Source organism: Mesorhizobium sp. M0898, from assembly GCF_040319695.1.
GTDB lineage: Bacteria > Pseudomonadota > Alphaproteobacteria > Rhizobiales > Rhizobiaceae > Mesorhizobium.
Window position 1 is genome coordinate 187,335 of record NZ_JAMYOE010000005.1, and the last position, 17,844, is coordinate 205,178.

The following is a 17,844-nucleotide window of genomic DNA, read 5'->3' on the forward strand; positions in this document are numbered from 1 at the left end:
TCACATTCCCAAATCCTTGAACAACTCATCGGCCGAGGCGAAAGGCTTGCCCTTGCCACGTTCCAATTCGGTCATGGCCTTTCGAGTCGTTGCGTTCGGCACTTTCACCGGGAAGGGAAATTCCTTGTCGGCGGCGACGCGGACCAGCAGCAGGCGAATGGCGTCGGAAACGGACAATCCCATTGCCGCCAAGGCCTCCGTTGCCTGATCCTTTGTCGCCGTATCGATCCGAGCGCGGACCACGGTATCCGTTGCCATGTTGTGACTCCTTAAGAGAGCCACAATGTAGCTACAAAATACCAATTACGCAAGTGTGATCCCCGATCGCGCCTACCTCAACGCCGCCGCGATGTTGCCGCCATCGACCGTCGTCACATCGGCGGTGGTCCGCTCGGCCAGCGCCTGATGCAGGAAGGCCTGGGCGACGTCTTCTGCCGTCACTTCCTGCCCGAGCAGGTTGCCCGACATGTACTCCTTCTCCGACACGCCGCGCGCGCCCGAGCGGCTGGCGATCATGGCGTCGGTCAACAGCCCCGAACGGATGCGGTCGGCGTTGACGGCATTGGAGCGGATGCCATGCGCGCCGTAGTCGAGGGCATATTGCCTGGACAAAAACAGCGTTGCCGCCTTGGGAATGCCATAGGCGCCGAATTTCGGCCCCGGATTGACCGCCTGCTTGGAGGTATTGAACAACAGCACGCCGCCGGCGCCCTGTTCCAGCATGATGCGCACGGCATTCTGCGCCGCCGACTGGTGGGCGAAGAAATTGAGTTCGAAACTCTTGCGCAAGGTGGCGTCGTCGAGCTCGCCGATCCGGCCCTCCCAGGCAGCACCGGCATTGGAGACAAGAATGTCGAGGCCGCCGTAGACCTCGACCGCTTTGTCGAAGGCGGCGCGCATCTGCACCGGTTCGGTGATGTCGGCGCCAATGCCGATCGAACCGTTGCCGGCTTTTTTTGCCGCCTCGGCAGCCCTTGACGCATCGAGATCGACGACGACGGCATGGGCACCGTTGTCGGCGAACAGCTTTGCGGTGGCAGCACCGATCGCGCCGGCGCCGCCGGTGACCAGCATCACCTGGCCGGTCAGCGGCTTCGGCTTGTTGGCGGCGAGCTTGGCCTGTTCCAGCGACCAGTATTCGAGCGGGAACAGGTCGGCTTTGGAGAGCGGGCGGAAATCGCCGACGGCTTCGGCGCCGCGTACCGCCTCGATCCACATTTCGCCGACGTCGGAGGCGATCTTCGCATCCTTGAGCGTGCGACCGTGGCCGAACATGCCGAGGCCGGGCACCAGCGTCAGCCGCGGCATCGGGTCGAGCATGGTGCGCTTCACGTCGTCGAGCGCATCATTGGTTTCGAAATAGGCGCGATAGTCCTTGGCGAATTTCTCGACATGCTGGCGGATGACGGATTTGTAGTCGCCGACCTTGTCCGCGTCGGGCGCCGGCAGTGCCATCGGTCCGGTCTTGATGCGGATCGACAGGTCGGGTGTCGACACGCCGCGTCCGGCATAGTCGGCAATTTTTGCCGAATTGATGAAATCGACGATCGCATCCGAGGTGCGGAAATCGCTGATCATGCGGTCGAAGCGGCCTTCGCCGCGTGCCACCGCCACTGCGCCGCGCAGCATCGGCGCAATCTCCGCGGGCTTCGCCAGCCTGGCCGGCAGTGCCACCTTTTCGGTGCGCGGCTTGCCGTTCCCGGCGATGAAATCCTCGGCGACGTTCACATAATGGATCATCCGGTCATAGGCCTGCCTGGCATCGTCGCCGAAGGTGAAGATGCCGTGCTTGTCTAGGATCAGACCTTCGACCGTCGGATCGGCGTCGAATACATCGGCGGCCGCCTTGGCCAGATCGAAGCCCGGCATGATGTAAGGCACGAATCCCATTTTCTCGCCGAACACCTTCCGGCTCAGCGCCTCGCTGTCCTCCTGGTCGACGATGGCCAGGATCGCCGTCGAATGCGTGTGGTCGACGAATTTGTGCGGCAGGAAGGCGTGCAGCAGCGTCTCGACCGAAGGGTTGGGCGAGGACGGGTCGATGAGGTTCGCCCGCTGCAGCGCGACCATGTCCTCGTCGGAGAGCTTCTTGAGCGACCGCGCCTTCAACAGCGCGCCGAGCTTGACCGCCGGCAGGCCCTGCGGCTCGATGACGCCCATGTCCCAGCCGCTGCCCTTGACGCAGAGCACGTCCCATTCGTCGCCGACAAGGTCGGTGGCCTTGGTCTTGCACGATGTATTGCCGCCGCCATGGAGGACGAGCCGCGGCTCGCCGCCCAGCAGCCTGGTCGTATAGACGCGCAGCGCCAGGTCGCGGGCCACACCCTTCTTTGCATAGTCGGCGACCAGCTTCTCCGCCTCGCCGTCATTCCACAGGTTCTTCATGTCAGCTTCGTCCGATTTCTCTTTTGTTGTGAACAGGAATACCGCGACGCCTTGATGACAATGCGTCGGCGGCTCTAGGTATCAGGCGACCTCTTTTGCTGCTGCTCCGGCATGGTCGAGCAGCCGTCGCGCCATGCGCGCGCCTACGACCAGATGGGTGCAGAGCCCGCCGGCGATCGCCGCGACGAGCGGTTCGAACTTGCTGTCCTCCTGCACCACCACAAGGCGCTTTTCGATGCTGTGCAGCGATGACAGCTCTGCCGAAATCAGCCGGCGGTTGTAGCTGCAGTCGAGCGCCTGGCCTCGGGCGTCGATGATCTGCCCGGCAATGACGCCGGCCGCACCCGCCTTGCGCAATGCAGCCATTTCGCTCTCGGTCAGCGCGCCGCATTTGACCAGATGGCTGTCGGTGTCCACCGAGCCGACCGAATACAGCGCCAGGTCGCACTCACCGATGCCCGACAATTGCTCGCGGATCACCGGCTCGGCGCGCAGGCCGCGTGCCAGTTCTTCCGTCGTCAGAACCAGCGGCGCGTAGAAATTCAGCCCCTTGGCGTTGAGCCGGCGCGCGATTTCCATCGTGCATTGGTCCGGCCGGTACGAATAGGGGGCGCCCAGATTGCCGCAGAGCTGCACCACGGTGACGTCCTGCAGATCGGCATAGGACATGATGTCGGCGATGGTGTAGATGGTCCGCCCCCAGGCGACGCCGATGCGGTCGCCCTTCCTGACCAGCTCGAGAAAGACGCTCGCCGCCAGCACCGCGATGTCGGTCGAGGGGTCGGCGACATAGCCGTTTTCCGGTGCTATCCAGACGGCGTCGAGTTGCAGTGCGTCTTCGAGCTTGCGCGCCAGCACGTCGTCGGTGAAAAGCTGGGTCGAGGTCGAGATGTTGACGATGCCGGTCTCGCGCGCCTTGCGCAGATACATCGCCACCGAGGCACGGGAAATCTTGAGCTGGCTGGCCACCTGGTCCTGGCGCAGGCCGTGTGCATAGTAAAGCCAGGCGGCCTTGTGGATAAGCTGTTCTGCCGGTCGGATCGCCATGCCATCTCCTCGCTGACATTATTCACGGCTCTCGACAAAAGTCAAACCTTAGGCTGCGCACCTGATCCGACACCTGGCATTCCGGATGTCAGTAATTGCGCATTTATTGTTATCTCGGTACAATAAACCGATCAGGAGGTCCGACAATGAACGTATCACTGGGAGAGCGTTGGGAAACCTTTGTTTCCAACATCGTCAAGCGCGGCCGCTACGGTTCTGCCAGCGAAGTCGTGCGCGAGGGCCTGCGCCTTGTCGAAGAGCGCGAGGAAAAGCTGAAGGCGCTCTGTGCCATGGTGGACAAGTCGTTTGCTGAAGGCGGCGAAGCCACCGAGCAGGATATTGACGCCGCCTTGGAAGCCAAGGCCAAGCAACTCGCAAGGGAAGGCTTTTAGGAGTGCCACGGCTGCGCATGCTGCCGTCGGCACAAGCAGATTTGGTCAATATCCTTGAATACCTCACTCGTGAAAGCGGCAGCCTGTTTATTGGCGGGCGTTTTGTGGATGCTCTGCGCCAGAAATGCCGTGATCTGGCGAGCTTGCCGGCGACGATTGGTCGTGCTCGTCCCGAACTCCGGCCGGACGTCCGAAGTTTCGCTTTCAGGGGATACGTGATTTTCTTCCGCTATAATGGCGACTTTTTCGAAGTGGCGAATATCGTGGAAGGGCATCGGGACATCGACGCTTTGTGGCCGGAGGGTGAGGGCGGGGAGGGGCGTCCCAAGTAATGGGCGAAGGGTCTGATGGCGGTGCACGAATCCAGTACGCGCTCAGGATCTGGTGGTAAGAAGGCTCGACCAGACATTGCGGAGGACGGGATGGGCAATCCCTACGAACAGGATCTCGACAGGAATCCGGCCAACCACCAGCCGCTGACGCCGCTCACCTATTTTGAGCGGGCGGCAAAAACCTTTCCCGACCAGACCGCCATCATCCATGGCCGCCAGCGCACGACCTATCGCGCTTTCTGGAAGCGCTCGCTGAGGCTTGCCTCGGCGCTGGCGAAGCGCGGTATCGGCAAGGGCGACACCGTCACCGTCATGCTGTCCAACACACCGCCGATGCTAGAGGCGCATTTCGGCGTGCCGATGACCAGGGCGGTGCTCCATTCGCTCAACACCCGCCTCGACGCCGCCGTCATTGCCTTCCAACTCGATCATGCCGAAAGCAAGGTGCTGATCGTCGACCGCGAATTCGCCGGCGTGGTTCGGCAAGCGCTGACGCTGGCCAAGGTCAGGCCGCTGCTGATCGATTACGACGATCCCGACTATGCCGCCGATGCGCCCTATGCCAAGGGCGAGCGGATCGGCACGCTCGACTACGGGGCGTTTGTCGCCGACGGTGACGAGGATTTCGCCTGGTCGATGCCGGACGACGAATGGGACGCCATATCGCTCAACTACACCTCCGGCACCACAGGCAATCCGAAGGGCGTCGTCTGCCACCATCGCGGCGCGGCACTGATGGCCTATGCCAACACCATCCATGCCGGCATGGGCAAGCACCCGGTCTATCTGTGGACGTTGCCGATGTTCCACTGCAACGGCTGGTGCTTTCCCTGGACGCTTGCCGTGCAGGCTGGCACCCATGTCTGCCTGCGCTGGGTGCGGCCGAAGCCGATCTACGACGCCATCGCTGATCACGGCGTCACCCATCTCTGCGGTGCACCCATCGTCATGTCGGTGCTGATCAACGCCAGGGACGAGGACAAGCGGCAGTTCCCGCAGACCGTCACCTTCAACACCGCCGCGGCGCCGCCGCCTGAGGCGGTGCTGTCGGGCATGGCCGATGCGGGCTTTGCCGTCACCCATCTCTACGGCCTGACCGAAACCTATGGCCCGGCCGTCGTCAACGAATGGCACGGCGAGTGGGACCGGCTGGAGAAAGGGGCGAGGGCGGCGAAGAAGGCCAGGCAAGGCGTACGCTATGCCGCGCTCGAAGGCCTGACGGTGATGGACCCGCAGACGATGCAAGAGACGCCGGCCAACGGCGAGACGATCGGCGAGGTGATGTTCCGCGGCAACATCGTCATGAAAGGCTATCTCAAGAACCGCAAGGCGAGCGACGAGGCCTTTGCCGGCGGCTGGTTCCATTCGGGCGACCTCGGCGTCATGCACCCGGACGGGTACATCCAGCTCAAGGACCGTTCCAAGGACATCATCATCTCCGGCGGCGAAAACATCTCCTCGATCGAGGTCGAGGAGGCGCTGTACAAGCATCCCGCAGTCGGCTCCTGCGGCGTTGTCGCCCGATCCGACGACAAATGGGGCGAGGTGCCGGTCGCCTATGTCGAGCTGAAGCCGGGCAAGGCGGCGACCGAGGCGGAGGTAATCGAGCACTGCCGCGCGCTACTCGCCCGCTTCAAGGTGCCGAAAGCGGTGATCTTCGCGGAAATCCCGAAGACTTCGACGGGCAAGATCCAGAAGTTCCGGCTGCGGGAGATGGCAAAGCAGCCTTAGGTAGTTCAGACCATCGCCTGCGAACCCTGCTGCCGTTCGGTTCGCGCGATCATGTGCCGCCTTGAGCGCGGATTGACTCTTTGGAGAGTTGTAAGGGCTGCTCAAATATTAATCGGTAAACTTGCTCCAGAGAAGTACAGCCGCTCGAAATGAAGTTATTCGCAACGAGAACTGATAGGAAATGTCTAAAGCTTATTGGTACAACATCTCATCTTTCTTTGCGACTGCAGATTTAACTTCAAGAAACAATCCTACGATGCTAAAGGCAGACGCAAAAATGCGTTTTAGCCCATTTTTTCCCTTCAATCCCTCCAATAAAATGTCCCTTTTCGCAAGAACATGCCCCAATGACGCAGCTTTGTATAGAAATACGTCCACCTCCGGATTGGATGGGTTCATCTCTTTTGTCAGTCTATAACACCAGTACGCCGCCGACGGGCTCCTGTCCGAAATTTTCTTAAAAGTTTCCAATGCTTCAGCTGCTTTTCCGGTTCTATGTTGGATGCCACCAATTCTGTATGTCGCGAGATCGCTGCCAAGGTATTCTGATATCGAATAATACTTCATAGCTAAGTCTATGTTCTGACAGGTGCCGCGCATATCATAAACTATGCCCAGTGAATACGCGGCGGCTGCTTTCTTAACGTCATACTTCATGGCATCTAAGAGTATCGATATCGCTGTCCCCATATCACCTCTCCCGAGTGCCTGCTTAGCCTGCAACAAATGAATATCCTCGTCAGACATACGGTTCTCTCTCACTTTGGTCGTCTGCGATCCGGGTATCGTGACTTCATCAATATCAATTGGGCCGGTACATCTACCAGTGGGGGCTTCTGAACCGACGTTGCGCTTGAATTCAGTATGCGCCCATTAAGTCGAAATCAGAACCGATTTCGGAAAACACCATACGGAAATCAAAGTACCACAGCGTCTTTGCGGGCCCAAAGAACATGCGAGGCTGTAGGCGCTCCGGGGGGCTTAGCAGATGGCTCGAGAACCACTCTCAGGCCACGCCTTCACAAGCGGACTCCCCTCGGACGATGTCACCATCTGTCACTAATAGCCAAAATCGCGGCTTGACAGGTGATGGTTTTCAATTTACGAGTGACGAAATTCTAAATTCGTCAGTCGTAAATTTGGCCAACGAGATGCTTGAAACCCTAGACACCACCGCCGATTCCGCCCGCCAGGAAAATGTCACGCGCATCCTGGATTGCGCGGAGCGATTGTTCCGCCACTACGGCTACGGCAAGACCAACGTCGCCGACATTGCGCGCGAACTCGGCATGTCGACTGCCAACATCTACCGCTTCTTCGCCTCCAAGGTGGAAATCCATCAGGCGGTTTGCGGCCGTATGCTCGAGACCTGCTACCGGTTGAGCTACGAAGCCTGCCATGGTTCCGGCACCGCCAGCGAAAAGCTCCGCCGCTACGTGCATACGCACTATCAGTGGACGCTGGATACCATGATCGACCAGGAGAAGGTGCACGAGATGGTCATCGTCGCCATCGAGCGCGACTGGCATGTCATCGAAAAGCACATCGACCGCATCCACGACCTGGTCGCTGACGTGATCCGCGAGGGCATCGCCACCGGCGAGTTCGTCGATCAGGATCCGGTAGTCGCTTCCCGGTGTTTCGGTGCTGCCATTATCAGCCTCTCTCATCCACAGATGATGGCCCAGTGCCTCGCCAAGAAGAACCGGGCGACGCCGGACGAGCTTACCGAGTTTGCCATCAGAGCCTTGAAGAAATGACCATTGCCGCCCGTCGGGCGGTGATGTCGGCAATTCATCTCCACAATTCGGGAGTGCGAAAAGTGTCTTTGTCCAAGTCCATCACCTACAGGCGACCGGCCGCCGGCCTGGCACTGATTGTCGTTGCCGCTCTCGGCCTCGCCGGCTGCTCGCAGGAGAAAGCCGAGGTCACCGAGATCATCCGCCCGGTCAAGGTGGTCGAGATCGCCAAGGCGAGCGATACCCGTCAGCTTTCCTATTCCGGATCGGTGCGTGCCCGCACCGAGATGAATCTCGGCTTTCGCATCAACGGCAAGATCACCGAGCGCCTTGTCGACATCGGTGACCGCGTCAAGCCGGGTGACGTTCTCGCCCGCATCGATCCCACCGACTACGAGCTCTCGGTGAGAAGCTCTCAGGCCAGCCTCGATGCTGCCGACCGTCAGGTCGAGACAGTCGAGCTTACGCGCAAGCGGGCCGAACAGCTCTACGCCAAGAATTTCGCCCCGAAGTCGCAGCTCGAGCAGGCGACGCTCGCCTATAATCAGGCGGTCGCCACGCGAGACTCCGCCCGCTCGCAGCTTGCCCAGGCACAGAACCAGGTCCGCTATACCGATCTCAAGGCGGACAAGAACGGCATCGTCACATCAGTTGCCGCCGATGTCGGCCAGGTTGTCGGCTCCGGCACGCCGGTGGTGACCGTTGCCATCGACGGCGAGAAGGAAGTCCTGATCGCTGTTCCGGAAACCGATATTGCCGAATTCAAGCCGGGCAAGACCGTCAAGGCTGGCTTCTGGTCCGATGAGGCGCTGACGCTCGACGGCAAGGTCCGCGAAGTCGCCGGCAGCGCCGATCCGCAGTCGCGCACCTTTGCCGTTCGCGTCAGCCTGCCCAACGATCCTCGCGTGCTGCTAGGCATGACCGCCTCCATCGAAGCCGCGGTGGACAACCGGCAGCAGCTGGTGTCGATCCCGCTGGCCGCGTTGGCGCAGAAGGACAGCCAATCGATCGTCTGGACAGTCGACCGCAACGGCGGGACCGTCCATGCGCATCCGGTCAAGGTCGCCGCCTTCACCCCCGACGGCGTCAGCGTCGCCGATGGGCTGAAGCCGGGCGACGTCGTCGTCGCCGCCGGCACGCAGTTCATGACCGAGAATCTGAAAGTCAAGCTGACCGGTGATGCAGCGCAACAGTCGGCGTCGGCCGATGACGCTGCAAGGCGCTTGCGCTGACGGCCAGGCAATTCACGGTTTCCGGGCGGCAGGCGCCCCCGATTTTCGAGATCTCAGGTCGATGTAACCCCCACGTCGATCCTCGCGTCCCACCGCGATGTAGATCTCTCAACTCGGAAAGCCACGCCGCCCGGAAGCCCACATCGGAAGTTCCTTGGGCATGCGAAAGCGCGTGCTCTGTTGATCAAATTGAAACGGACTGACGCCGATGACCATCGACACCAATGAAAAGCGGTCTTTCAATCTTTCGCGCTGGGCAATCGGCCATCCGAGCATTGCCCGCTTCCTGTTCGGGCTGATCATCGTCGCCGGTGCACTCGGCCTGATGCGCATGGGCCAGAAGGAAGACCCCGATTTCACCTTCCGCGTCATGGTCGTCCAGGCGATCTGGCCAGGCTCCTCGATCAAGGAGATGGAGGACCAGGTGGTCAACAAGATCGAGCGCAAGCTGCAGGAAACGCCGCACCTCGATTTCGTCCGCTCCTACACCCGCGCCGGCAGCGCCATCATCACCTTGCAGGTCAAGGGCGACACCAATCCAGCGCAGGTCGCCGATGCTTTCTATCAGGTGCGCAAGAAGGTCGGCGATATCGCCAATGAGCTGCCGCAGGGGCTGCTCGGGCCTTACTTCAATGACGAATTCGGCGACACGTTCATCACCCTGCATTCGATCAGCGGCGACGGCTACAGCTATCCCGAGCTGAAGAAATTCGCCATCCAGGCGCGTGACATGCTGCTGACAACGCCCGGTGTCGAGAAGGCCGTGATCATCGGCGACCAGCCGGAAAAGCTCTACATCGACGTTTCATCCAAGGTGCTTGCCGAACGCGGCCTGACGTTGACCGACCTGCAGAATGCGATCCAAGGCCAGAACAATGTCGACCCGGCAGGTTCGGTCGACACCGGCCAGCGTTCGGTGCGCATTTCGGTCGAGGGCGATGTCACCAGGGCGGCCGACATCCGCGAGCTTCGCCTGCGCGCCGGCAACCAGGTGACGCGCCTCGGCGACATCGCCACCGTGACCTCCGGCCTCGAGGATCCGTACCAGCGCAAATACCGTTTCAACGGTCACGACAGCGTCCAGCTCGGCGTCGTAATGGCCAAGGGCTTCAACGTCACCGACGTCGGCAAGGACGTCGAAGCGACCTATAAGCGCTTCGAAGAGGCGCTGCCCTATGGCGTTTCGGTCGATCAGATTTCCGACCAGCCGCATGTCGTGAAGGAGGCTGTGAGCGAGTTCATGGAAGCGCTCGGCGAAGCGCTGCTGATCGTGCTTTTCGTATCGTTCCTGTCGATCGGGTGGCGCTCGGGCCTGGTGATCGCGATCGTCATTCCGCTGGTCCTGGCCGCCACCTTCGCCATCATGTACGAGCTCGGCATCGACCTGCAGCGCATTTCGCTCGGCGCGCTGATCATCGCTCTTGGCCTCCTGGTCGACGACGCGATGATCGTCGTCGAAATGATGGAGCGAAAGCTCGAGGAAGGCTTGGTCAAGGTCGAGGCGGCGAGCTTCGCCTATTCCTCGACCGCCTTCCCGATGCTGACCGGCACGCTGATCACCACGGCCGGCTTCATCCCCGTCGGTTTCGCGGCCTCGACGGCCGGCGAATATGTGCGCACCCTGTTTTACGTCGTCGGCATCGCGCTGGTCGTGTCCTGGTTCGCGGCGGTCTATTTCACGCCGTGGCTCGGCCACATGATCCTGAAGCAGCGCAAGCACGCCGGCAACCATCACGATGTCTTCGACACGCGCTTCTACCGCCGTCTTCGCTCGACCGTTGCATGGGCGGTGCGCCACCGCATCATCGTCCTGGTGATGACGCTGATGACGTTTGCCACCAGCCTGTGGGCGTTCCAGTTCATCCCGCAGAATTTCTTCCCGCAATCGTCGCGCCCGGAAATCCTTGTCGACCTCTGGCTGCCGGAAGGCACCAGCATCAAGGAAGTCGAGACCCAGGCCAAGGCGCTCGAAGCCAGGATGATGGACGACAAGGACAAGCGCTTCATCGCCACCTATGTCGGCGAAGGCGCGCCGCGCTTCTTCCTGCCGCTCGACCAGCAGCTTCGCAACCCGAATTTCGCCCAGCTTCTGGTGATGGCCAATGACGAACCGGCCCGCGAGCGGCTGATTGTCAAGCTGCGCACCATCCTGGCCAATGATTTCCCATCGATCCGCGCCAAGGTCGACCGCCTGTTCCTTGGTCCGCCGACCGGCTGGCCGGTGCAGATGCGCGTCATGGGTCCGGATCGCCAGGAGGTGCGCCGCATCGCCGACGAGGTGAAGGCGAAGTTCCAGGCAAATCCGCTGCTCGGCGCCATCCACGACGACTGGCTGGAGCCGGTGCCGATGATGAAGCTGGTGATCGACCAGGATCGCGCCCGTGCGCTCGGCGTCACCTCGCAGCGCATCCGCCAGACGCTGCAGGCGGCCATGTCGGGAGCGCCGCTCGATGATTTCCGCGACGGCGAGGAGACGGTTTCGATCGTCGCCCGTGAGCCGGAGGCAAGCCGTCACCTGCTGTCGGCGGTCGACTCCGTCTACATCCCGACCGATTTCGGCGGCTCCGTGCCGCTGTCGCAGGTCGCCAAGGTGGTCCCGGTGCTGGAGCAAGGCGTCGAATGGCGGCGCGACCGCTTGCCGACCATCAGCGTACGCGCCACGCTGCCGGACGGCGTGCAGCCGAACGATGTCGCCATGAAAATGTACAGCGAGATGCAGGGCCTGCGCGCCAGCCTCGCACCCGGCTACAAGATCGAGATACAGGGCGGCGCCGAGGATGCGGCCGAAAGCCAGGCCTCGATTGCGGCGAAAGCGCCGATCATGCTGGCCGTCATCGTCGTGCTGCTGATGATCCAGCTGCAGCATTTCGGCAAGGCCATGCTGGTGCTGGCGACCGGTCCGCTCGGCATCATCGGCGCGGCGGCGGCACTGTTGATCAGCGGCGCGCCGTTCGGCTTCGTCGCCATCCTCGGTGTCATCGCCCTGCTCGGCATCATCATGCGCAACTCGATCATCCTGGTCGATCAGATCGACCAGGACATCGCCGCCGGCGTGGAGCGTTCCGAGGCCATCATCGGCTCGGCGGTGCGCCGGTTCCGGCCGATCGTGCTGACGGCGCTGACGGCGGTGCTGGCGCTGATCCCGATCTCGCGCGGCGTCTTCTGGGGGCCGCTCGCCTACGCCATGATGGGCGGCATTCTCGTCGCCACGGTGCTGACCATCCTTGTCCTGCCGGCAGCCTATGCGCTGTTCTTCGGCAGGGAGCCCAAGAAGGTGGTGGCAACGGAAGAGGCGGCCAAGGTGGCAGAAGAAAGCGAAAGGCCGCAACTGGCCCTGGCGGCCGAATAGAGCTGTTGGCAAATGTGACCTCCGGCGGTTTAATCCGCCCACCAGGCGTAGGCGCCGGAGGAGGACAGTCATGACCATGGCTCAGACAAAGGCACCGCTGCGGCTGCCGATCGACGGGCGCCATCGCCGGATGTTCATCGGCGGCGGCTGGGTCGATGCCCGCTCCGGTCGGACCACGGAGAGCCGCAATCCCGCCACCGGCGCGGTCATCGCCACGGTGCCGCGCGCCGACCGCCAGGACATCGACTTGGCGGTGACTGCTGCGCGCAAGGCGTTCGAGGGCCCGTGGAGCCGGTTCAAGCCTTATGAGCGCCAGGTGCTGCTGCTGAGGATCGCCGACCTCTTCGAAAAGCACTGGGAAGAGATCAGCCGCTCCGACACCACCGACATGGGCATGCCGATCATACGCACCCGCGCCAATCGCAACCGCGTCATCGGCATGCTGCGCTACTATGCCGGCATGGCGACGGCGCTGCACGGGGAGACGATCGACAACTCGCTGCCCGGCGAAATCGTCTCTTTCACCCGCAAGGAGCCGGTCGGCGTCGTCGGCGCCATCATTCCCTGGAACGCGCCAACGGCGGCGTCGATCTGGAAGATCGGCCCGGCGCTGGCGACCGGCTGCACCATCGTGTTGAAACCATCGGAAGAGGCGCCGCTGACGCCGCTTTTGATCGCCGACATCATGAATGAGGCCGGCGTTCCGGAAGGCGTCGTCAACATTGTCACCGGCACCGGCACCGAGGCAGGTGCCGCACTCGCCGAGCATATGGGCGTCGACAAGATCGTCTTCACCGGGTCGACGGCGACCGGCCAGTCGATCGTGCGGGCCTCGGCCGGCAACCTCAAGCGCGTCTCGCTGGAGCTCGGCGGCAAGTCGCCGGTCATCGTCTGCGCCGATGCCGATCTCGACAAGGCGGTGCCGCTGGCGGCGATGTCGGTGTTCGCCAATTCCGGCCAGATCTGCATCGCCGGCTCGCGCCTTTTCGTCGAACGGCCCGTCCATGACGAGTTCGTCGAGCGGCTCGCGGCATACGCCAAGGGTCTCAGGGTAGGCGACGGCATCGACCCGGCGACCGAGATCGGTCCGCTCGTCTCCGAAAAGCAGCTGCAACGGGTCACCGGTTACCTCGAGGCCGGCACCGCGGAAGGGGCGAAACTCGTCACCGGAGGCACCCGGCTTGTGGAAGGCGCGCTTGCCGCCGGCAATTTCGTCGCGCCGACCGTCTTTGCCGGCGTCTCGGACGACATGAAGATCGCCCGTGAGGAGATATTCGGGCCGGTGATTTCAGCCTTGCCGTTCGATACGCTGGACGAGGCAGTCGAGCGGGCCAACAACACGCCTTACGGCCTGGCTGCAGGGGTCTTCACCCAAAATCTCGCCACCGCCCACCAGCTGTCGCGCAAGATCCGCGCCGGCTCGGTCTGGGTCAATACCTATCACGCCATCGATCCGGCCGTGCCCTTCGGCGGCTACAAGATGAGCGGCTACGGCCGCGAGGGCGGCGCCGAGCACCTCGCCGAATATCTTAACACCAAGGGCGTGTTCATCAAGATCGATTGATCGGTCCGCCGCCCGCACAAAAAATGCTCCCCGACGCCGGTTTTGCAAAACAGAATTCCTTCCCATGGCCGCAAAGCCATCCCATGCTCGAGCAATTGGAGCGTTACGCTCGTCGTCATCGGTGCGTTTTTCCATGGCAGAAAATCGACAATTGCGGCTTGGCGCTTTCATGCGGCCCGTCAGCCTTCATACCGGCGCCTGGCGCTACCCGGGCGCCTATCCCGACGCCAACTTCAATTTCGCGCATCTCAAGCACTTCGCGCAAAGGCTGGAAGCGGCAAAGTTCGACGCCTTCTTCATGGCCGACCACCTGGCCGTGCTCAACATGCCGATCGAGGCGCTGCGGCGCAGCCACACGGTCACGTCCTTCGAGCCGTTCACGCTGTTGTCGGCGCTTGCCGCCGTCACCGATCGTATCGGGCTGATCGCAACCGCCTCGACGACGTTCGACGCGCCGTACCACATCGCCCGTCGTTTCGCCTCTCTCGACCATATCAGCGGCGGGCGCGCCGGCTGGAATATCGTCACCACATCCAATCCCGACGCCGCGCTGAATTTCGGCCTCGACGAGCATGTCGAGCACGACGAGCGCTATCGCCGGGCGCGGGAGTTTTACGATGTCGTCACCGGCCTGTGGGACAGTTTTGCCGACGATGCCTTCATCCGCGACGCCGAAAGCGGGCTCTATTTCGATCCGGCGAAGCTGCATGTGCTCGACCATAAGGGCGAATATCTTTCGGTGCGGGGACCGCTCAATATCGCGCGGCCGGTGCAGGGCTGGCCGGTCATCGTGCAGGCCGGCGCGTCGGAGGCCGGACGGCAGCTCGCGGCGGAAACGGCCGAGGTGATCTTCGCCGCCCATGCCGATCTCGCCTCGGGGCAGCGCTTCTTTGCCGACGTCAAGAAACGTGCGCAAAAACTTGGCCGGTCGCGCGACGACATCAAGATCCTGCCCGGCGCCTTCGTCATTGTCGGCGAGACCGTCGAGGAGGCGCAGACGAAGCGGGCCAAGCTCGACAGCCTCGTCTACTACGAGAGCGGCGTCGCCTCGCTGTCGATCGCGCTCGGCCACGACGCGTCGCGGTTCGATCCGGATTCAGTCTTGCCCGAAATCCCGGAAAGCAACGCCAGCAAGAGCGGCCGCGAGCGCGTCATCGAACTGGCGCGCAAGGAAAACCTGACCGTCAGGCAGCTTGCGCAGCGGCTGGGCGGCTATTCCGGTCTTGCCTTCGTCGGCACTTCGAAAACCATCGCCGACGAGATGGAGGAATGGCTGGTCACCGAAGGCTCGGACGGGTTCAACGTCATGTTCCCCTATCTTCCCGCCGGATTGGATGATTTCGTCGAGAAAATCGTGCCCGAATTGCAGCGGCGCGGCATTTTCAGGAGCGAATACGAAGGATCGACCCTGCGCGAAAATCTTGGCCTGAAGCGGCCGCCAAACCGGTTCTTCCAACCTGAGACGGCAGCGATCCGCAAAGCTGGCTAGAACCGGTAATGATTTTAGACCGTGGCAAGCATCCGTTCTTTTCGTTCGGCCCGAATGTCCATAGGGTCAGCAGCGGGCTGGCAGCCCGAAATCATCGCGAGGGCTTTGCATCATGACCAATCCGGCCGTTGTCGGTTTCTCAGGCAATTTCACCCGGCCGTCCAAGACGCGCGGCTTCGTCGATCGTATCGTGAACGAGGTAGCCGGCAGATATGGCCTGGCCGCCAGCACGCATGACGTCGTCGACCTCGGCCCCAGCCTCGGTGGCGCCAAATGGGCGCGTGAACTGGATGCGCAAGCGGGCGATATCCTCAAGCGCGTCGTCGCGGCGGACGTGCTCGTCGTCGGCTCGCCCACCTACAAGGGCAGCTATACCGGCCTGTTCAAACACTTCTTCGATCTTGTCGACCCAACGGCGCTCAGGGGCAAGCCGGTGGTGCTGCTGGCGACCGGCGGCGGCGACCGGCATGCGCTGATCATCGAGCACCAGCTGAGACCGCTGTTCGGCTTCTTCGAGGCCTTTACGCTGCCGACCGCGATCTACGCTTCGGACAGGGATTTCATCGACGGCGTGCTTGCGTCCGAGACGATCCAGGCGCGCGTCGGACAGGTCCTCGAGGATATCGGTGCAGCGCTTGGCGGTCGCTCCCGCGCCGGCACCGCTGCCGAATAGCCCCTAAAAAGAAAAACCCGCCTCAGCGGCGGGTCTCGGGGCGAATCAGCACCATACCAAAATTAGTAGCATAGCTGCCGGCACAAAGCAAGAACAAAATGCAGGAATCGAGCGCGCCTTGCGTGCCCGATCCCTCAACGCAGCCGTCAGATGACGAACAGCCAGTTGGCGAGCAGCATCACCACGACGCCGGCGACCAGCGTCAGATAGGGCAGCATCCCCGCCTTTTTCACCGCAAGGTCGGACGAGCTCATGCCGAGATCGGCCAGCATGTGGTCGGGGAATTTGCCCTTGTCCTGGATGTAGTGCCGGAAGCAGAACACCGGGATGATCAAGGCTGCCGTGATCAGCCCGGCCCACAATGCCATCGGGTTCCAGACCTTGGCGCCGGCGCCCATGAAGACCGCGTTGACGTAGGCAAAGATGGCGCCGAGGCCGAGCAGCCAGCTCGGCGCCCTCCATGGCCGCGCGATGTGGCCATTGTCGATGCGGTGGATCCAGCCGGCATTGAGGTTAAGGAAGTTGAAGATGATGTAGCCGCAATTCGACACGGCGAGGATGAAGAAGAAGCTTGTTGCGTCGGCCGAGGCGATGGCCAGCACGATCAGGTTGAAGATCAGGTCGGTCCACATCGCCCGCGTCGGGGCGCCGTGCTCGTTGACATGGCTGAGATAGCGCGGCAGCCAGCCGTCGACCGAGCCTTGATAGAGCGTGCGCGAGGAGCCGGCCATCGCCGTCATGATGCAGAGCACCAGCGCCAGGATCATCAGCATCACCAGCAGGCTGTGGATCAGCTGTCCGCCGCCGACCATACCGGCCAGCGCATCGGCAACGCCGGAGCCGTCGACGATCGGCGTCGCCAGCATGCCGTTCAAGCCGAGCACGCCCTGGAAGGTGAACGGCACCAGGATGAACAGCAGCATGCACAACAGGCCGGAATAGAAGATCGCCTTGAAGGTATCGGTGCCCGGGTTTTTGAACTCGGAGGTGTAGCAGACCGCGGTCTCGAAGCCGTAGGTCGACCACGCCGCGATGAACATGCCGCCGAGCACCAGCGTCCAGCCGGCGATGTTCCACGCGCCGGGCTCCGGCGCATAGGCTGCCGCGAGCGGCACCAGCGGCGAGAAGTTTGCCCAGTTGATCTGGCCGGTGACGATCGGCACCACGCCGACGATCAGCATCGGGATGATGACCAGCAGGCCGATATATTTCTGCACGTTGGCCGTGCCCAGGATGCCGCGATGCTGGATCGAGAAGATGATCAGCATCAGCACCGCGCCGATGAAGAAGGTGGCGTTGAAGGTGAAGGAAACCGGGCCAAGCGTGTGACCGTAGAGCGTCCAGTTACGGATCGCCGGCGTCGCCGCCGCGGTGACCGCGGTGATGGCGTCGGCGGCGCTGGTTCCGGCATGGGCCGCAATATAGGCGGCGACTTCCGGCGAAGTGTCGGTGAACAGCGGCACCGGCGCCAGTGCGTTGAGGATATAGGCGGCGGCGATCGAGCAGCCGAGCGACAGCACCGGCGACCAGGCGAACCAGTTGCACCACACCGAAAGCGGCGCGATGAATTTCGAATAGCGCAGCCACGCGGTGGCGCCGTAGACCGAGGCGCCGCCGGATTTGTTCGGGAACAGCCCGGCGATCTCCGCATAGGTGAAGGACTGCAGGAAGCCCATGACCATGGATACGGCCCAGATCAGGAAGGCCAGTGTTCCGGTGGTGCCGGCGATGCCGCCGATCGAAAACAGGACAAGGGCCGGAACGCCGCTTGCCACCCAGAAGGCGCCGCGCCAGTCGATGTTCCGGTGCAGCTGCCCTTCGGCAGGCGGCACCAAGGTGGTGACTATCGTGCTCATTTACGTGGATTCCCCATTTTTGATGTTCCCCATCGGCAACAGCCGCAATCTCGCG

General features: G+C 62.3%; 14 protein-coding genes. 9 read left to right on the forward strand and 5 right to left on the reverse strand.

What is annotated here, in order from left to right; all coding sequences use genetic code 11:
* The 3 genes from NKH90_RS09660 to NKH90_RS09670 form a co-directional block, all read right to left on the reverse strand.
* Entirely contained in the window at positions 1–258 is a 258-nt protein-coding gene (locus NKH90_RS09660) for a type II toxin-antitoxin system RelB/DinJ family antitoxin (protein WP_352472285.1), read from the reverse strand.
* A 72-nt stretch (positions 259–330) separates the two neighbouring features.
* Positions 331–2,385, reverse strand: coding sequence for a bifunctional aldolase/short-chain dehydrogenase (locus NKH90_RS09665; protein WP_352819124.1), 2,055 nt, complete (start codon positions 2,383–2,385; stop codon positions 331–333).
* A gap of 81 nt (positions 2,386–2,466) precedes the next feature.
* Complete coding sequence (locus NKH90_RS09670) at positions 2,467–3,432, reverse strand: sugar-binding transcriptional regulator (RefSeq protein WP_352819126.1); 966 nt, start codon at positions 3,430–3,432, stop codon at positions 2,467–2,469.
* Positions 3,433–3,578: 146 nt separating this feature from the next.
* Between NKH90_RS09670 and NKH90_RS09675 the strand changes: the two genes are divergently transcribed.
* The 3 genes from NKH90_RS09675 to NKH90_RS09685 all read left to right on the forward strand — a co-directional run bounded on the left by NKH90_RS09675 (position 3,579) and on the right by NKH90_RS09685 (position 5,887).
* Entirely contained in the window at positions 3,579–3,824 is a 246-nt protein-coding gene (locus NKH90_RS09675) for a type II toxin-antitoxin system ParD family antitoxin (protein ID WP_352819128.1), read from the forward strand.
* 17 nt (positions 3,825–3,841) lie between these two features.
* Complete coding sequence (locus tag NKH90_RS09680; RefSeq protein WP_352472289.1) at positions 3,842–4,156, forward strand: type II toxin-antitoxin system RelE/ParE family toxin; 315 nt, start codon at positions 3,842–3,844, stop codon at positions 4,154–4,156.
* Positions 4,157–4,246: 90 nt separating this feature from the next.
* Positions 4,247–5,887, forward strand: coding sequence for an acyl-CoA synthetase (locus NKH90_RS09685; protein WP_352819130.1), 1,641 nt, complete (start codon positions 4,247–4,249; stop codon positions 5,885–5,887).
* A 192-nt stretch (positions 5,888–6,079) separates the two neighbouring features.
* On the opposite strand, the gene NKH90_RS09690 is transcribed toward NKH90_RS09685, so the two are convergent.
* Positions 6,080–6,634, reverse strand: coding sequence for a tetratricopeptide repeat protein (locus NKH90_RS09690; RefSeq protein ID WP_352819132.1), 555 nt, complete (start codon positions 6,632–6,634; stop codon positions 6,080–6,082).
* A 404-nt stretch (positions 6,635–7,038) separates the two neighbouring features.
* Between NKH90_RS09690 and NKH90_RS09695 the strand changes: the two genes are divergently transcribed.
* From NKH90_RS09695 to msuE, 6 genes are all read left to right on the forward strand, one after another.
* Positions 7,039–7,647 (forward strand): TetR/AcrR family transcriptional regulator, encoded by a 609-nt coding sequence (locus tag NKH90_RS09695; RefSeq protein ID WP_352612708.1) that lies wholly within the window; start codon positions 7,039–7,041, stop codon positions 7,645–7,647.
* Positions 7,648–7,709: 62 nt separating this feature from the next.
* Complete coding sequence (locus tag NKH90_RS09700) at positions 7,710–8,858, forward strand: efflux RND transporter periplasmic adaptor subunit (protein WP_352819134.1); 1,149 nt, start codon at positions 7,710–7,712, stop codon at positions 8,856–8,858.
* A 208-nt stretch (positions 8,859–9,066) separates the two neighbouring features.
* Positions 9,067–12,207, forward strand: coding sequence for an efflux RND transporter permease subunit (locus NKH90_RS09705; RefSeq protein WP_352819136.1), 3,141 nt, complete (start codon positions 9,067–9,069; stop codon positions 12,205–12,207).
* 70 nt (positions 12,208–12,277) lie between these two features.
* Entirely contained in the window at positions 12,278–13,771 is a 1,494-nt protein-coding gene (locus NKH90_RS09710; protein WP_352819138.1) for an aldehyde dehydrogenase family protein, read from the forward strand.
* A 133-nt stretch (positions 13,772–13,904) separates the two neighbouring features.
* Positions 13,905–15,260, forward strand: coding sequence for an LLM class flavin-dependent oxidoreductase (locus NKH90_RS09715; RefSeq protein WP_352455214.1), 1,356 nt, complete (start codon positions 13,905–13,907; stop codon positions 15,258–15,260).
* 112 nt (positions 15,261–15,372) lie between these two features.
* A complete protein-coding gene (msuE, locus tag NKH90_RS09720) occupies positions 15,373–15,933 on the forward strand; it encodes an FMN reductase (protein ID WP_352455213.1) in 561 nt (186 codons plus the stop codon).
* Positions 15,934–16,079: 146 nt separating this feature from the next.
* On the opposite strand, the gene NKH90_RS09725 is transcribed toward msuE, so the two are convergent.
* Positions 16,080–17,789 (reverse strand): trimethylamine N-oxide permease, encoded by a 1,710-nt coding sequence (locus NKH90_RS09725; RefSeq protein ID WP_352542214.1) that lies wholly within the window; start codon positions 17,787–17,789, stop codon positions 16,080–16,082.
* Between the last annotated feature and the right edge of the window lie 55 nt (positions 17,790–17,844).

Excerpts from the sequence above, each read along its gene's own strand:
- NKH90_RS09660 (WP_352472285.1), bottom strand. The coding sequence starts at position 258 with ATGGCAACGGATACCGTGGTCCGCGCTCGGATCGATACGGCGACAAAG.
- NKH90_RS09665 (WP_352819124.1), bottom strand. The coding sequence starts at position 2,385 with ATGAAGAACCTGTGGAATGACGGCGAGGCGGAGAAGCTGGTCGCCGAC.
- NKH90_RS09670 (WP_352819126.1), bottom strand. The coding sequence starts at position 3,432 with ATGGCGATCCGACCGGCAGAACAGCTTATCCACAAGGCCGCCTGGCTT.
- NKH90_RS09675 (WP_352819128.1), top strand. The coding sequence starts at position 3,579 with ATGAACGTATCACTGGGAGAGCGTTGGGAAACCTTTGTTTCCAACATC.
- NKH90_RS09680 (WP_352472289.1), top strand. The coding sequence starts at position 3,842 with ATGCTGCCGTCGGCACAAGCAGATTTGGTCAATATCCTTGAATACCTC.
- NKH90_RS09685 (WP_352819130.1), top strand. The coding sequence starts at position 4,247 with ATGGGCAATCCCTACGAACAGGATCTCGACAGGAATCCGGCCAACCAC.
- NKH90_RS09690 (WP_352819132.1), bottom strand. The coding sequence starts at position 6,634 with ATGTCTGACGAGGATATTCATTTGTTGCAGGCTAAGCAGGCACTCGGG.
- NKH90_RS09695 (WP_352612708.1), top strand. The coding sequence starts at position 7,039 with ATGCTTGAAACCCTAGACACCACCGCCGATTCCGCCCGCCAGGAAAAT.
- NKH90_RS09705 (WP_352819136.1), top strand. The coding sequence starts at position 9,067 with ATGACCATCGACACCAATGAAAAGCGGTCTTTCAATCTTTCGCGCTGG.
- NKH90_RS09710 (WP_352819138.1), top strand. The coding sequence starts at position 12,278 with ATGACCATGGCTCAGACAAAGGCACCGCTGCGGCTGCCGATCGACGGG.
- NKH90_RS09715 (WP_352455214.1), top strand. The coding sequence starts at position 13,905 with ATGGCAGAAAATCGACAATTGCGGCTTGGCGCTTTCATGCGGCCCGTC.
- msuE (WP_352455213.1), top strand. The coding sequence starts at position 15,373 with ATGACCAATCCGGCCGTTGTCGGTTTCTCAGGCAATTTCACCCGGCCG.
- NKH90_RS09725 (WP_352542214.1), bottom strand. The coding sequence starts at position 17,789 with ATGAGCACGATAGTCACCACCTTGGTGCCGCCTGCCGAAGGGCAGCTG.